At 64.0% G+C, this 15,039-nt stretch carries 16 protein-coding genes; 7 read left to right on the forward strand and 9 right to left on the reverse strand.

Going from position 1 to position 15,039, the window contains the following annotated elements:
- Window positions 1–70: 70 nt before the first annotated feature.
- On the reverse strand, window positions 71–745 hold the full coding sequence (locus tag PJL15_RS08520) for a LuxR C-terminal-related transcriptional regulator (protein WP_281450719.1): 675 nt from the start codon (window positions 743–745) through the stop codon (window positions 71–73).
- Entirely contained in the window at window positions 742–2,292 is a 1,551-nt protein-coding gene (locus tag PJL15_RS08525; RefSeq protein ID WP_281450720.1) for an ATP-binding protein, read from the reverse strand. The genes PJL15_RS08520 and PJL15_RS08525 overlap by 4 nt, the downstream gene beginning before the upstream one ends.
- A 125-nt stretch (window positions 2,293–2,417) precedes the next feature.
- Between PJL15_RS08525 and PJL15_RS08530 the strand changes: the two genes are divergently transcribed.
- The 5 genes from PJL15_RS08530 (at window position 2,418) to PJL15_RS08550 (ending at window position 6,692) form a co-directional block, all read left to right on the forward strand.
- Window positions 2,418–3,962 carry a PspC domain-containing protein gene (locus tag PJL15_RS08530; protein WP_281450721.1) on the forward strand — a complete coding sequence of 515 codons (1,545 nt, stop codon included), beginning with the start codon at window positions 2,418–2,420 and terminating at the stop codon, window positions 3,960–3,962.
- Window position 3,963: 1 nt separating this feature from the next.
- Window positions 3,964–4,353 carry a hypothetical protein gene (locus tag PJL15_RS22700; protein WP_432443808.1) on the forward strand — a complete coding sequence of 130 codons (390 nt, stop codon included), beginning with the start codon at window positions 3,964–3,966 and terminating at the stop codon, window positions 4,351–4,353.
- Window positions 4,354–4,402: 49 nt separating this feature from the next.
- Window positions 4,403–4,651: a PspC domain-containing protein gene (locus tag PJL15_RS08540; protein WP_281450722.1), complete on the forward strand. Its 249-nt coding sequence runs from the start codon at window positions 4,403–4,405 to the stop codon at window positions 4,649–4,651.
- Between the two features lie 248 nt (window positions 4,652–4,899).
- Entirely contained in the window at window positions 4,900–5,925 is a 1,026-nt protein-coding gene (locus PJL15_RS08545) for a 6-phosphofructokinase (protein ID WP_018776708.1), read from the forward strand.
- A gap of 17 nt (window positions 5,926–5,942) precedes the next feature.
- Window positions 5,943–6,692 (forward strand): GNAT family N-acetyltransferase, encoded by a 750-nt coding sequence (locus PJL15_RS08550; protein WP_281450723.1) that lies wholly within the window; start codon window positions 5,943–5,945, stop codon window positions 6,690–6,692.
- 77 nt (window positions 6,693–6,769) lie between these two features.
- Here PJL15_RS08550 and PJL15_RS08555 read toward each other — a convergent pair whose 3' ends face one another.
- The 7 genes from PJL15_RS08555 to PJL15_RS08585 form a co-directional block, all read right to left on the reverse strand.
- The gene (locus tag PJL15_RS08555) at window positions 6,770–8,287 is read right to left on the reverse strand and encodes a DHA2 family efflux MFS transporter permease subunit (RefSeq protein ID WP_281450724.1); all 1,518 of its coding nucleotides are present in this window, start codon (window positions 8,285–8,287) and stop codon (window positions 6,770–6,772) included.
- Window positions 8,271–8,900 carry a PadR family transcriptional regulator gene (locus PJL15_RS08560; protein ID WP_281450725.1) on the reverse strand — a complete coding sequence of 210 codons (630 nt, stop codon included), beginning with the start codon at window positions 8,898–8,900 and terminating at the stop codon, window positions 8,271–8,273. Before PJL15_RS08560 ends, PJL15_RS08555 begins: the two co-directional genes overlap by 17 nt.
- 108 nt (window positions 8,901–9,008) lie before the next feature.
- On the reverse strand, window positions 9,009–9,425 hold the full coding sequence (locus tag PJL15_RS08565; RefSeq protein ID WP_281450726.1) for an ankyrin repeat domain-containing protein: 417 nt from the start codon (window positions 9,423–9,425) through the stop codon (window positions 9,009–9,011).
- Window positions 9,422–10,507 (reverse strand): YgfZ/GcvT domain-containing protein, encoded by a 1,086-nt coding sequence (locus PJL15_RS08570; RefSeq protein WP_281450727.1) that lies wholly within the window; start codon window positions 10,505–10,507, stop codon window positions 9,422–9,424. The genes PJL15_RS08565 and PJL15_RS08570 overlap by 4 nt, the downstream gene beginning before the upstream one ends.
- 55 nt (window positions 10,508–10,562) lie before the next feature.
- The gene (locus PJL15_RS08575; protein WP_281450728.1) at window positions 10,563–11,285 is read right to left on the reverse strand and encodes a flavodoxin family protein; all 723 of its coding nucleotides are present in this window, start codon (window positions 11,283–11,285) and stop codon (window positions 10,563–10,565) included.
- Window positions 11,286–11,336: 51 nt separating this feature from the next.
- Window positions 11,337–11,936 (reverse strand): FABP family protein, encoded by a 600-nt coding sequence (locus PJL15_RS08580; RefSeq protein WP_281450729.1) that lies wholly within the window; start codon window positions 11,934–11,936, stop codon window positions 11,337–11,339.
- Between the two features lie 166 nt (window positions 11,937–12,102).
- Window positions 12,103–12,837: a permease gene (locus PJL15_RS08585; protein WP_281450730.1), complete on the reverse strand. Its 735-nt coding sequence runs from the start codon at window positions 12,835–12,837 to the stop codon at window positions 12,103–12,105.
- Window positions 12,838–13,100: 263 nt separating this feature from the next.
- On the opposite strand from PJL15_RS08585, the gene PJL15_RS08590 reads away from it, so the two are divergent.
- Window positions 13,101–13,799, forward strand: coding sequence for a winged helix-turn-helix transcriptional regulator (locus PJL15_RS08590; RefSeq protein ID WP_018776718.1), 699 nt, complete (start codon window positions 13,101–13,103; stop codon window positions 13,797–13,799).
- A 212-nt stretch (window positions 13,800–14,011) separates the two neighbouring features.
- Complete coding sequence (mshD, locus tag PJL15_RS08595) at window positions 14,012–14,983, forward strand: mycothiol synthase (protein ID WP_281450731.1); 972 nt, start codon at window positions 14,012–14,014, stop codon at window positions 14,981–14,983.
- The last annotated feature ends 56 nt before the right edge of the window (window positions 14,984–15,039 follow it).

Here is a 15,039-nt window from a genome sequence, read left to right on the forward strand (position 1 = left end):
TGAGGGTCCCGGAAAAAGGGAACGGACGTGAGCGAGCGTCCCGGAAAAAGGGACCGGACGTGAATGAGGGTTAGAGGAGGCGGCGTTCGGCGGCCCACTTGGTGAGTTCATGGCGGCTGGACAGCTGGAGCTTCCTCAGTACCGCGGAAACGTGTGTTTCCACCGTCTTGATGGAGATGAACAGTTCCTTGCCAACTTCCTTGTAGCTGTAGCCCCGGGCGATGAGCCGCATGACTTCCAGCTCCCGGGCAGAGAGCTTGTCCAGTTCGTCGTCCGCGATGTCCGCCGGTGCCGTTCCGAACGCATCCAGCACGAAACCTGCGAGCCGCGGCGAAAACACGGCGTCGCCGTCGGCCACGCGGATGACGGCATCGGAGATTTCCTTGCCCGAAATGGTCTTGGTGACGTAGCCGCGGGCACCGGCCCTGATGACTGAGACCACGTCTTCGGCGGCATCGGACACGCTCAGAGCGAGGAAGCTTGTGCCGCCCAGCAAGGCTGCCGACCCGGCAATGACCTCACGGCCTCCGCCACCCAGCCCACCGGGCAAATGGACATCCAGCAGCACAACCTCAGGGCGGGTCTCCGCGATGACGGCAATGGCCTGCTCCACGGTTCCTGCCTCGCCCACCACATCCATGCGCGAGTCGAGGTCAGCCTTCAAGCCGGAGCGGAAAATGGTGTGGTCATCCACGATCACCACCCGCACGCTGCGCACTGTGCCACCGCCAGGATTGATAGTCATTGCTTCGTTTCTCCGTTCAGGGCTTCACTGTTTCGGGCTTCACTGTTCCGCACTTCACTGGTTCGGCTTTCGCCCGCCTCTGGATTTGCCGACGGGAGGGCCAGCCGGACCTCGGTTCCATCGCTGCTGCTGTTGATGACCGCGGTTCCACCATGCCTCTTCATGCGTCCGATGATCGATTCCTTGACGCCCAGCCTGTCATCGGGGATAGCGTCGAGGGCGAAACCGGGACCCCGGTCCTTGATAAAGATCTCCGTACTGCCATCAGCGCTCTCCAAATAAACCGAAACCGTCCCGCCGCCGTGCCGGGCAGCGTTCAGCATGGCCTCCCTGGCTGCCTGGACCAATGCCTCATGCCTGTCGGTCATGGTGGAATCACCAACTGTGACAACCTCCACTGCGTGGCCGTGTGCGTCCTCCACTTCGGCCGCAACTGCCTTGATCCGTTCCGCCAGGAGGCCTGATTCCTTGGCGGGATCGCTGAAGAGCCAGGCCCTCAGTTCCCGCTCCTGGGCCCTTGCCAGCCGGACCACGTCCTGTTCAGAGCCCGCCCGTCGCTGAATGAGCGCCAGGGTCTGGAGCACGGAATCGTGCAGATGGGCCGCGATCTCGGCACGCTCGGTCTCCCGGACACGGCCTGCCCGCTCGGTCTCAAGGTCTTTCCAGAACTTCAGTCCCCACGGCAGCAACACCAGGGCGACGCCGCCAAGGACCGCCACTGAGGCCAGCAGCGCCAGCCATGTCTGTTCCCACGACCCCGAACCGGACACCATGACCAGTACACCGGCCACCACCAGCGCCAGGCCCGCTGCCAGGCGCACCCATCCGCCGGCTTGATCGGCCTTGGTCTTGTCCACCAACCCGGCCCTGCGGGTTTCGTCCAGCTGCATCCACGCGATCGCCGCTCCACCAAGGATCGCCGCGGCAGGGATGAGTGTCCCCAACGGCACATCCACACCGAATTGGCGCGCGATCAGTATCGCCGCTACCAAGAGCAGGGCCGCGCCCAGCAGGATCTCCTTGCCGTATTGGATCTTCCGGAAGGAGAACCAGGACCCCAGTGCACGGCCATCCCACCAGGCATCGCCGGTGGCTGTACCGAAGCCCTGGGCCTGCGCGGCTTCAGTGCCGGTTCCGCTGACCCAGGTTCCGCTGGCCCCGGGTCCGCTTCCTACGGAGCCTGCCGCGGAGCCGCCAAGCGCCGCGGGCCCGGTTGTCACCGCCGGTGACGGTCCGGCGTCGAACGTTTGTTGCGGCCTCGCCATACCGACCCCGGTGGCGGGCACCGGCGGCAGGCTTACGGCAGGAGCAATGGGCGACGCCGGACGCCGGGCATTGCGCTTGGCGTTCTCATCCGCCGTGGGAACCATGGTCCACAGCCACGCGTAGAAGGCGACGCCGGCCCCACCGGCAAGGCAGGCCAGCACCATGCCTAGCCGCACGAACTTGACAGGCCACCCAAGGTGATCGGCGAGTCCGCTGCAAACGCCCGCAATCATGCGGTCGCTGCTGCGGACCAGCGGGGGGCGTTCAACGACGGTTGTCATGTACCAATCCAAGCACGGATCAGGGTTCCCCGAGCCGGAATCCGGCACGGTCAGGGGCTCACTCAGGGATCATTCAGGGTATCCCCCAGTAGAGGGCAACCGGGCCTGGGCGGCAGGATCGAAGTATGAACGCGAACAGCATGAACCCAGAGGAACCCGGAACGCCTGGCCCCGCCGGGACGTCCGGCTCCAGCGCCGCGAACGGCGCTTCCACCGGCGCCGCCGGATCACCTTCCGGGGCTTCGGACCAGCCCTCTGCCGGGGCATCGGCCGGCACTGGTCCTGCAGCGGGCGGTTATTCGCCCACGGGCGGCGCTCCCACGGCCTCCCAGCAAAACTTCTTCGACTGGATCCGGAACCAAGGCATCCGCCGCGGACCTGACCGCTGGATCGGCGGGGTATCCAGTGGCGTGGCCCACCGGTTCGGCATCGATCCGTTGATCGTCCGCGGCATCTTCATTGTGCTTGCGCTCTTCGCCGGCGTCGGGGTCCTGCTGTACGGCATCGCCTGGGCACTCCTGCCGGAGCCTGATGGCCGCATCCATGTCCAGGAGGCAGCGGCGGGCCGCTGGTCCGGAGGCATGACGGGAGCGTTGATCACCACCATCATCGGCCTTCCGAGCCTGGGCCGCGGATTCTGGGGATGGGGTTGGAACGGGCTTCCGGGCGTGTTCTGGACGCTGTTCTGGATGGGAGGCGTCTTCTACCTCATCTACTTCCTGGTCCAACGGAACAAGGCCTCGAAAGCGGCACCGCCCATGGGCCCGCAAAACTACGCAGCAGCACCGACCGCGGCCGCACCCGTGTCCTACCCGGGCACTCCGACCACAGGTACCAACACCGGTGTTCCTGTCTACGGTGCAAGCACGGCTTCGGGTACCGCAGGAGCTTCGGGCACCCGGAGCGGGACCTACGGCCCGGGCGGATATGGCTCCGGGCCCGTCCCTCCTGCAGGGCCGGTGCCACCTGCAGGGCCTCGTCCCCCGTACGGCCCCACTCCCCCGCAGGGCTGGCAGCCCAAGCCTGCCGCCCCGAAGCGGAAGGGACCCGGCGCCGCTATCGTCGCAGTGTCAGCGGGTGCAGCCCTGCTCACCGGCGGCACGTTGAAGGCGCTCGACGCCGGCCACGTCATTGATCTTGGCGGCTCCGCGAACGCTGTGGTCTGGGCAACGGGCGCCGCGGTTCTGGGCCTCGGCATTTTGATTGCGGGGCTCCGTGGACGAACGTCCGGATTCCTGGGCTTCCTGGCTGTTGCTGCCTTGATCATCGGAGGAATCTTCAACGTGGTTCCCAGGAACGGGGATCGTTTCACCTTCCACGATGTGAACTGGGCGCCAACCAGCCTGGAGCAGGCACGGCAAGGCATCGACGTCACCGGAGCAAAGGGAACCCTGGACCTTAGCGACGTCGCCGTGACGCCGCCGCTGATCTCCGAAGTCCTGGTGCCAGTGGACGCCACCGCCAGCAACGTGACAGTCATTATCCCCGACAACGTTCCCGTGGAGGTCAGGGCGGACATGACCTTCGGCAACCTGAACGAACGCGGAGCAGACCGCGGAGGCCGCCTTCAGGACGATCGGACGCTCTACAACACGGGGAAGCCAGGGGCCAACCTCGTGGTGCAAATCGACGGCACGTTCAGCAACGTGACCATCAAGGAAGGAAACTGACATGAGCACGAACGAACCAGGCAAGACACCCGGTTCCCAACCCGCCGGATCCCAACCCGCCGAGTCCCGACCCGCTGAGTCCCGACCCACCGAGGCGCTGCCCAAGCCCGTCCTCCAGCAGATCCCGCTCACGCCGCCGTTGGAGCCCAGCTTCCGGGTGGAGCACGAGGAGGAGGACGAACCGCGGCAAGCACGGATCGGAACCGTTGTATGGGGATTGATCGTGGTTGCCTTGGCTGCCCTGATCATCATCTCCACCCTCGGCTGGGTCACCCTGAACGGCACGTACGTGCTGATCGGCCTGATGATCGGAGCCGGCGCCGCGTTGGTGGTTGGTGGACTCCTCTCAGCCCGCAGGGGTTCGGCGAAATCAAAGAACTCCACTCGTTGACCAGACAAATCCACGTGACAAAGCAACCACAACAGGGAAGTGTGTAGCCATGGACAAGTTCTTCAGCATCGTCAGGGGCCTCGGCCTGAAGCGCGGCCCACAACGCTGGCTGGGAGGCATCTGCGGGGGCATCGCTGCGAAACTCAGGGTGGACGTTGCCTACGTCAGGGTGGCTTTCCTGCTTTTTTGCCTGCTTCCCGGGCCAGCAGCGTTGGTGTACATCCTCGGATGGCTCATCCTGCCGGACCAGAACAACAAAATCGCCCTCGAATCCTTCATCAGCCAACGGTCCCGGTAACCCGGCGGGACCTGGTAACCGGTTCCGGTAACCAGCAGGACCGGTGACCAGCAGGAACAGGTCACGGCAAACGAAAGCGCTCCGCCCATCGGCGGGGCGCTTTTCGCTGATTTCGCCCATATTTCCACTACCGCACAGCCGGGTTGAAAAGTAACCGTTTGTGTCGCACCCCACATGCCCGTCTACAATCATGGGGAGCTCAGCGTGGCGCTCTTGCACGTATTCCTCCAAGCCATGAGTGAGCAAACATGAAAATTGGCATTCTTACCAGCGGCGGCGACTGCCCCGGACTCAACGCAGTGATCCGGGGAGCGGTCCTCAAAGGCATCGCCATCCACGGCCAGGAGTTCGTGGGTTTCCGTGACGGCTGGCGGGGAGTGGTTGAGGGCGATGTCATCGATATCCCCCGCACAATGGTCCGCGGCATCGCCAAGCAGGGCGGAACCATCCTTGGTACGTCCCGCACCAATCCGTTCGAAAACGGCGGTGGCCCGGACGTCATCAAAGCCCACATGGAACGCCTGGGCATCGACGCGATCATCGCGATCGGTGGCGAGGGAACCTTGGCCGCAGCGAAGCGCCTCACCGATGCAGGCCTGAAAATCGTCGGTGTCCCCAAGACCGTTGACAACGACCTCGACGCCACCGACTACACCTTCGGCTTTGACACGGCCGTCCAGATCGCCACTGAGGCCATCGACCGGCTCCGCACCACCGGCGAGTCGCACCACCGTTGCATGATCGCCGAGGTCATGGGGCGCCACGTCGGCTGGATTGCCCTCCATGCAGGTATGGCGGCCGGCGCCCACGCCATCCTGATTCCGGAGCAGAAGGCAAGCATCGAGCAGATCACTGAGTGGGTCCAGGAAGCCCACGACCGTGGCCGCGCCCCGCTGGTGGTTGTTGCCGAAGGTTTTGTCCCGGACCACATGGAATCGCCGCACTCCGAACGCGGCCTGGATACTTTCGGCCGGCCCCGCCTGGGTGGCATCGCCGACCAACTGGCCCCCGAGATCGAGGCCCGCACCGGCATTGAAACCCGTGCCACGATTCTGGGGCACATCCAGCGCGGCGGCGTCCCCACTGCCTATGACCGCGTCCTGGCTACCCGCCTTGGCATGGCTGCCATCGATTCGGTGGTGGAAGGACGTTGGGGCACCATGGTGGCCCTCAAGGGCACGGATATCTCGCACGTAGGCTTTGAAGAAGCCCTGGGCAAGCTCAAGACCGTGCCGCAACACCGCTACGACGAAGCGTCGGTGCTTTTCGGCTAGTCGACTAGGCTAAAACCATGACTCTCGAGCCCACGTCCGCTGCCATCATCCAGCTGGCGTGGGCTCGTCATTTGGGGCTCGACGACGACGCTTTCGCCGGCGCTGCTGCAACGCTCGCCGCTGCGGGGGCTGACCCGGGCGACCCCGGCACCAGGATTACCCGCGTTGATGACTCAGCCCGGGCACTGGTGTTCCTGCGGTTGTTCGGCGTCTCGGCCCTGATAGGCCCGCAATGGGCGCTGGACGCAGCCGCAGCGATTCCCGATACCGAATTGGCCCAGCACGTCACGCTGCTCACGCTCACCCGTTCGCATGGCGGGCACGGACTCGGATCGTCGGCCCTGTTCTTTGCCGATGACCTGCCGCTGCAGCAACCGTCCGAGGACCTAACCGTTTCGCACGGCAACCCCGAGGCCATCAGCCTGGAAGGGCTCTGCCCTCCGGATGACGTGAATGAAGTAGGGCTTCAAAGCCTGGAGCACCGTTTCACCATCATGCATCCCGAAGAGGAACTGCCCACTCCCGTGGCCTGTGGCGCGTATTCCGAGTGGGAAGGCATCCTGGCCAACATGGGAGTCCTGGTGGCTCCCCCGTGGCGCAGGCGCGGGATCGGAAGGTTGGCCGCGTCCATCGCCGCCCACGAAGCCCTTGCCGCCGGACTGACCCTTCAGTGGAAAGCCGACGTCAGCAACACAGGAGCACTCGCGATGGCCCGCAGCCTTGGCTTTGCCACTGGCGGGCTCCACGCGAGCGTCCTCTTGGGCTGACACCCCTGCGGGTTTTTGTACAGCTAACGGGCTTTAGAAGGTCTCTTAAGGGCGTTAGCTGTACAAAAACTCCATCGCTAGCGCTGAACCTCCGCGGTAGCTTCTTCGGCTTGGGCCGGCTTTCCGCCCCAACCGGAGACGACCTTCGGCTTACCGAAGAACAAGGCGACGACGGCGCCCAGCAGGATCGCAAAGGCGGGCAGCAGGATGGACTGGCTCATCGCCGTCGAGAATCCCGCGTGCAGGAACTCCGGCAAGGTGCCGCCCATTGAGGCCTCGCCGACGGGCGCTCCGGCCGGTGCTGCCGGAAGTTCAGCCGCCAACCGCGACTGGATCAAGGCAGCAATGGCAGCCGAACCCAGCACGGCGCCGATCTGGCGCGTGGTGTTGAAGACGCCGGATCCGGCACCTGCCTGGCGCGGTTCAAGGTTGCGGGTGGTGGCGTTGGACACCGGCCCCCAAATGAAGGCGTTGGCTACACCCTGCAAGGCGCTGGGCAGCAGGAACATCCAGATGGGCGTTTCCGGCCCCAGCAAGGAAGCGGTCCAGAACAGGGCCCCGGAGAGGCACACCAGGCCGAAGGCCGCGAACCAGCGGGGGTTGGCGCGGTCAATCAACTTACCCACGAAGGGTGCCAACGCGCCGGAAATAACGGCCATGGGAATCATGAGCAGCGCCGACTGGGTGGGCGTCAGGCCGCGCACCGTCTGATAGTAGAAGATGGTGGGCAAGGGAAATGCGGTCACGGTGAAGCCCACGGCCATGATGGTGGCGTTGCCCAAGGAGAAGTTCCGCTCCTTGAACAGACCAAGGGGAAGCAGGGGTTCTCCGCCGCGACGCTCAAGGATCCACTGCCAGAGGACAAAGAGCACCAGGACTGCGAGGCCCGTGATGATGAGTCCCCACACCGAGATGAACCCGGAGACGGTTCCCCACTTGTAGGTCTGGCCTTCCTGGATTCCGAAGACCAGGAGGAACATCCCGACGGCGGAGAGCAGCACGCCCAGGATGTCGAACGAGTGGCTGTGCGTGCTCAGCTTGGGGACGAAGCGGGTCACCAGGATGAAAGCGACGAGCCCGATCGGGACGTTGACGAAGAAGATCCACTCCCAGCCGAGGCTGTCCACCAGGACGCCACCCAGGATCGGGCCCACCAGCACGGCCATGCCTGCTGTGGCTCCCCACAAGCCCATGGCCGCGCCGCGGCGATCAGGTGGGAAGATGCGCGTGATCACGGCCATCGTTTGGGGAGTCATCATGGCTGCGCCCAGTCCTTGGACAGCCCGGGCGGCAATCAGCATGGTCACATCGCCGGACAGGCCGCACCACAGGGAGGCCAACGTGAAGACGACCAGGCCGATGAGGTACAGGTTCTTGGGACCGAAACGGTCACCCAGCCTGCCGGTAATAAGGAGGGGTACTGCGTAGGCCAGCAAGTAGGCGCTGGTGACCCAGATGACGGCGTTGATGTCCGTGTTGAGGCCCTCCATGATCCGCGGATTCGCGACCGACACAATGGTGGTGTCGATAAGGATCATGAAGAAGCCAACCACGAGTGACCACAGCGCGGGCCACGGCTTAGCTATGTTTTCCAAGGGATTCCTTTGGCTTGTTTGAAAGTTCGGTGGGAGCAGGGCGGGGTTCATCCCAGGGCAGCTGCCCGGTGCCCAACTCCTCGAGGAGACCGCGGATCCACGCGATCTCGGTTCGAAGCATGGCCTGCTGATAGGTGATGTCGATCCAATACTTGCGGTCCAGCCCCTTGGCCGTCACAGCCTCCTGCGCCCGGACCAGGAAGTCGAGGTCGGCATTCAAGGCAACCACCCGGTCTGCCAGCAGGCCGGTCACCACATCAGCGGGAAGGTGGTGGGCCTCTGCGATGGCATGCGGAAAGACCGGGTACTCGTTGACGGGTGTGGCCAGCATGGCTTGGAGACGGGCATCCAAAGCCGCATGGCCATCCTGGGTGATCCGGTAAGTGGTCCGCTCGGGACGGTTGCCTTCACGACCTGTCCCCGTCGACTCCACGAGTCCGTTTTCCTCAAGCCGCCCGACCGCGTGATAGAGCGTACCCGGACGGACCTTGACCAAGCGGTCCTCGTGACGGGCCATCAGCAACTGATACATCTCATAGGGGTGCATCGGCTGTTCGGCGAGAAGCGCAAGTGATGCAACGCCCAAAGGCGTCAGTTCAGCACTTTTGGCCACGGCCCGCTCCTCACTTTGCTTGTTATTCCACGACAACTATTCCACGTGGAATAATCGGGCGCAAGTAAACCCCGGCCGCATGCAGCCGGGGTTACTCGTCTGTTTGAGTCAGCCCAACAGGGCCAGGATTTCCGCCCTGGCAAACATCGTCGCGGCGTCGCGCGCACTGGGGGTTCCGGCGTCGGGGTCCGCTCCCGCGTCCAGCAGCGCCCTGGCGACACCCACGTAGCCCTTGAAAACCGCCCCAGCAAGGGGCGTCTGGCCGCGGTCATTGGGGGCGTTGACGTCCGCGCCATGGTGGATGATCAACTGCACGGCGTCCTCGTGCCCGTGGTAGGCGGCAAGCATCAGGAGGGAGTCGCCCGCGGCATTGGTCAGGGTGGCTGGAGCTCCTGCGTTCAAGTAGCCCCGCAGCAGCTCCGTGTCTCCTTCCCGGGCTGCGTCGAACAAGGCATGGGCCAGGGCCAACGTCTCATCGTCCGGGCCGTTCCCGGGGCTTGCTGCTGTGCCATCAGTTTGGCTCATCGGTGGGGTCCCTTCAGGAATCCGGTCTGGCGCCCGACTACCTGGCCGGCGTCGGGGGCGACGATCACTTCCTGGGCTGCGACATACGGCTCCTCGCCGTCCATCACGGTCAAGGTTTCCTCCGCCGAAACGGAGCGCTTGATCACGGCCAAGGCCACAGGCCCCATCTCGAAGTGCTGCGCCACCGATGTCAGAGTACCCACCTGGCGTTCCCCGGCAAAGACAACACTGCCCACGGCCGGCAAGGTGTGCTGGGAACCATCCAACTGCAGGAACACCAGGCGCCGGGGCGGATGTCCAAGGTTGTGGACACGCGCAATGGTTTCCTGGCCCTTGTAGCAGCCCTTGTTCAGGTGGACAGAGGTGCGGAGGAGATCCAGTTCATGCGGAATTGTCTTTTCGTCGGTCTCGGCTCCAAGCCGCGGGCGCCACGCTGCCACCCTCAGGGCATCCGCCGCCATGGCACCGGCAAGCGGAAGACCCTCAACGGAACTCTCCAGCTCCGCCGCCGGAACCAAGTATTCGAACCACGACCGTTCCAGTCCAGGATGCGATTCCTCCGGCACGATGCTGTACGCATACCCGCCCGGACCGACGTGCGGCCAGGGATCTTCCCAGACCAAGCTGGAGGAGAACTGCTCCAGCGGCTTGGTGGCACCCACCACTGCCCACTCCGCGCTGAAATCGGCGATCTCCACCCGAAGCATGAACTTCATCTTGTTCAGCCACTCAGCCAAAGGCGCCGCTTCTGCGGCTTCGACGATCAGCCAGGTGGTCCCGCCGTCGTCAATCACGCGGGCATCAAACTCGATGCGGCCCTGGACGCTCAGCAACAAAAGCTCACTGGAGACGCCCGGCTGCAAGGTGGTCAGTTGCTGGGAGGACAGCGTATTGAGCCAGCTGAGCCGGTCCGGTCCGGACACGGTCACCACGCCACGGTGCGAAAGATCCACGACGGCGGTGCCTGCTGCCAGGGCGCGCTGCTCGCGCAACGGTTCGCCGTAGTGGGCCGCGACGCCTGCGTCCAGGCCGGTATCTTCAACGGCGCCAGGGCGCGACAACAGAGGGCTCTTGTAAGTCATATGTAGTAGAAGTCCTTGGAGCTCAGTGGTATTCCGTGTCCGGAAATCTTTCAGGTCAGCGGTATTCCGGGTTTTCAAAATCGAACCGGGTGCCCGCCTTCCACTCCTCCGGGAGGTTGCCGTAGGCGGGGATCCCGCCGGCGTCGCGCAGGAGCTTGGCCATGTGTAGCAGGTTCCAGGTCATGAAGGTGGTGTTCCTGTTAGTAAAATCACTCTGCGGACCGCCGGATCCTTCATCCAGATAGCTGGGTCCGGGGCCCACGGCACCTATCCAGCCGGCGTCGGCCTGGGGCGGGATGGTGAAGCCGATGTGCTGGAGGCTGTAAAGGACGTTCATTGCACAGTGCTTGATTCCGTCCTCATTGCCGGTGATCAAGCAGCCTCCCACCTTCGGGTAGAAAGCCCATTGGCCCTTGCTGGTCAGCTGACCGGAATGCGCGTACAGCCGCTCGATGAGTTTCTTGGTCTGGGAAGAGTTGTCGCCCAGCCAGATAGGGCCGGCAACCACCACGATGTCCGCCTCAAGAACGGCAGGATAGAGTTCGGGCCACTCGTCCCTCTTCCATCCGTGCTCACGCATGTCCGGGTAGACGCCGCTCGCGATGTCATGGTCCACAGTGCGGATAAGGCTGGTAGTGACGCCTTGCTTCTCCATGATGTCGCGGCTGATCCGGATCAGTCCGTCGGTGTTGCTGATCTGCGGGGAGGGCTTCAGGGTGCCGTTGAAAAAGACGGCTTTGAGGCCCTCATAGCCTGTCGGCTTGGGGTGGTCGTTCACTTTCTGCTCCTTCTGCCTGCTGCTTCGCGGAACGTACGGTGAACCCTTGGGTCAGGAAACCTTGTGCAGGAACGCCGATGCGTGGGCTTCGAGGGTCTTGCCGTTGGCCGCGACATCCCAGCGCCACAGGAGATTGCCGTCCACCAAACCGAAGATCCGGGTGGCTGCAGTGTATTCCTTGGAGTGGCTCCCGCGCATCACCATGTCAGTGCTCAGTTGGATCTGGGGTCCCTTGATCTGACCGTAGTACAACTCGGTGATCCCACCCGGGTGGGCGATCGAGACGGAGATGTCGAAGCCGCCGTCCTTGTTGCGGCGCTCTTCCACTTCATCCGCCGTCTTAAGCACGGGGACGATATCCGCCGGAACCAGTCCGGGGCCGCCGTCGCCTTCCTCAAGTTTCCGTTCGAGCGCCCAGAATCCGGTCTCCACCGTCAACGGGCGCAACTTTGCGCCGGCGTCGTCGCTGATCCAGGTTTCGGCCCGGTACTGCAAGTACGGCAGGCCGTTGTGGGTGAACGAAACGTGCTGGACGAAGTGTTCGGAATCCTCGTCGCCGCTGCCGAGCCGGCCGCGGCCCTCCCACTCACCAATGAGCCAGGAAAGGGGGACGAGTTCGGGCGTCAGATCTGTGGGGATCTCAATAGGCACAACAGTTACCTCAGTTGGGCTGCAGGACCAGAAGGGTTACTTCTGGCCCTTGAAAAGGCGGTAGACGACAAATCCTGCAAACCACGCCATGGCGACGCTGGCCAGGCCAAGGAGAACGAGGAAGAAGATTTCAAATGCGAGTACAGACATGATGCCATCCTAACCGTTAGTAGATGAGTAGTTTGTCTATGAAGTATGCCAAGGCACCCACGGCCCAGACCGGGGCTACACCCATGCCGACAGCGGCCGGAATGTTCAGCCTCCCCCGCCGGAGGGTGGTCATGCGCCGGAAACACACCAGCACCGAACCCACCACCACACCCACCAAGGCGGCGGGCAGTACGGCGATATCCGAGAAAACCAAGCCCGCGAGGGGGCCCATGAGGCCCGCCATGACGACGCCGAGCGGGGCCACGATGCGGTCGGGCCAGCGGATGATGCCCACCAGCAACGCAACAGCGGCGCTCAGGCCGGCAACAAGGACCATTTCCTTGACGCCGTTGAACCTGGCACCGGCTATCCAGCCAGCGCCGAGGCAGTTCAGGAGTACGCCCGCACTGCAGCCAAGCGTGGACTCCAGGCGCTGGGCCTGGCCCGTGCCACGGACGAGTTGGACGATGAATACGGCCATCACGCCGAGGGCAACGAAAGCCGGCGTCCCATCAAGGAAGCCGGGAGCAGGCAAGTACGCGGATGCTACTGCCGATCCCGCGCCGGCCAGTCCAATGACTGCCGCCAGCGTCTTCTTGGCCGGGACGCCCAGGAAATGGGGCCAGCCGATGCCCACCGCAGCAGACGCGGCGATACCCACGCCCACCATGGCTTCCCGGGAAACGAAGGTACTGGCCACTATGGCTGCGAGCGCCACGAGTCCGAATACCCCGATGCTCCAAGACTTCACTGTGTGCCCGACCTCAATCCGATGCGCCCTCTACGGCCTCTCGACAATCCTGCCTTATACCGGGCCAATATGTCGTAATTCCCCCGCCAGCCCGTCACGAATCCATGTGTCGCAGGGCACTGATGGGTATACTCAGACTTCAACAGCGCACTGTCCTGGCCTCGATCCCGTCACAACGGGCAAAGGCCGCATGGCGCTGGGACCGACCGGTGAAACTCCGGTTTCGACGCCCGATGATGCGCGTACAGCCCATTGGAGGAACTATGTCGCACATCCTGCTCCTGACGAACAGCACCGGCTCTTCGGTGGACATTCTGCCTGCCTTGGAGTTGTTGAACCACCGTGTGCACATCCTCCCGGCAGAACCGACCGCCCTGCTCGAAACCGATCCCACGGACATCGTCTTCCTGGACGCCCGCAAGGACCTGGTTGGGGCCCGCTCGTTGACCCAGCTTCTGAAGGCCACGGGCCTTAGCGCTCCCCTGATGCTTATCCTCACGGAGGGCGGCATGGCTGCCGTGTCCTCAGCCTGGGCCGTGGATGACATCGTGCTCGACTCGGCCGGCCCGGCAGAGGTGGAAGCACGGATCAGGCTGGCCATGGCGCGCGCTGTACCGGGCGAAGAGGAAACCCAGACCGAAATCCGGGCCGCCGGCGTCGTCATCGATGAAGCGAGCTACACCGCACGGGTCAGCGGCCAGCCCCTGAACCTGACGTTCAAGGAGTTCGAACTCCTCAAGTACCTGGCGCAGCACCCTGGCCGGGTATTTACCCGCCAGCAACTGCTGACGGAGGTCTGGGGCTATGACTACTACGGAGGAACCCGAACGGTGGATGTCCACATCCGGCGCCTCCGCGCCAAGCTGGGCGTGGACCACGAAAACCTGATCAGCACGGTCCGCAACGTCGGATACAGGCTGACCCTGGTGCGGTTGCCTGACGACGAGCTCTCCGAAGCCTGAGATTTCGTTTCAAAACCAAAGGCCGGGATCCACGTGGATCCCGGCCTTCTTTGTACTGCGTTTGTGGAGGACATACGGGTCGAACGTATCGAGGCCACCCCACTGGTGGATCCCCCCTGTACCCGGCCGAAGCCGAATGAGATAACGACACTACAGCCGATGGGCCGGGACATCAAATCACGGGGGTTGCCCGGGGCGTATAGCCTTGCATCATGAGTCACGCGCACCCGGAGAACTGGCCCGTACTGATCATCAAAGGCGCCTTGGACGCCGAGCTCCTCAAGGATTTCAAGACCCTCGCCGTCGCAGCTGAAGAGTCGGACGGGAATCCGCCTTTGTCCGAGCAGACCCTGGTGATGTTGCGCGGTGCCGACGCGGGCGACCACTCCGTGGTGTCCTTCGCCCTTTATGCCCAGGACGAGGATTCGGATCCGGCGACGGGCGAAGACCTGGCGGGAATCGCCGTCGTCGTTGAAGCGCCGGACGCGAGCGGCGTGCTGGAGCTGGCCGTCCACCCCAGCTACCGCAACCAGGGCGTCGCCGGGCGGCTCCTGGCCGCCCTCCAGAACCAACGGAGCCTCGAGGGCCTGAGCGCGTGGTCGCACGGCAACCATGAAGCTGCCGCGCAGCTGGCTACCCGCTTCGGCTACGGACCGGCACGGGAGTTGTGGAAGATGCGGTTGATGTCCTCCACATCCGCACTGCCCGACGCCGGCCTCCCGGACGGCGTCACGCTCCGCGCCTTCGTCCCGGGACGGGATGAGCAAGCCTGGCTTGCCGCCAACCGGGCCGCCTTTGCCCACCACCCTGAGCAGGGTTCCATGACCCTGCAGGATCTCGAAGCAAGAAAAGCCGAAGACTGGTTCGATCCCGAAGGATTCCTCCTGGCTGTCAACGACGCCGGTGAACTCCTGGGATTCCACTGGACGAAAGTCCACGCCCGGCAAGGCCCGCACCCTGCCATTGGCGAGGTCTACGTGGTGGGAGTGACGCCGGCGGCACAGGGTTTGGGACTCGGTAAGGCCCTTACGGTTGCCGGCATCCGCCACCTCCAGGACAAGGGCCTGCACGCGGTGATGCTGTACGTGGACGCCGATAACCAGGCTGCTGTGGCCCTATATCAGAAACTTGGCTTCGTCCGCTGGGACACCGATGTTATGTACGGTCCGTTAACGAAAAATTAACCTGGCGGGATTGCTGCCGGGAAAGGCGGCGGCTCTTTGGATTCCGACACCACGAT

Source organism: Paenarthrobacter nitroguajacolicus (assembly GCF_029952445.1).
Classification (GTDB): Bacteria; Actinomycetota; Actinomycetes; order Actinomycetales; family Micrococcaceae; genus Arthrobacter; species Arthrobacter nitroguajacolicus_B.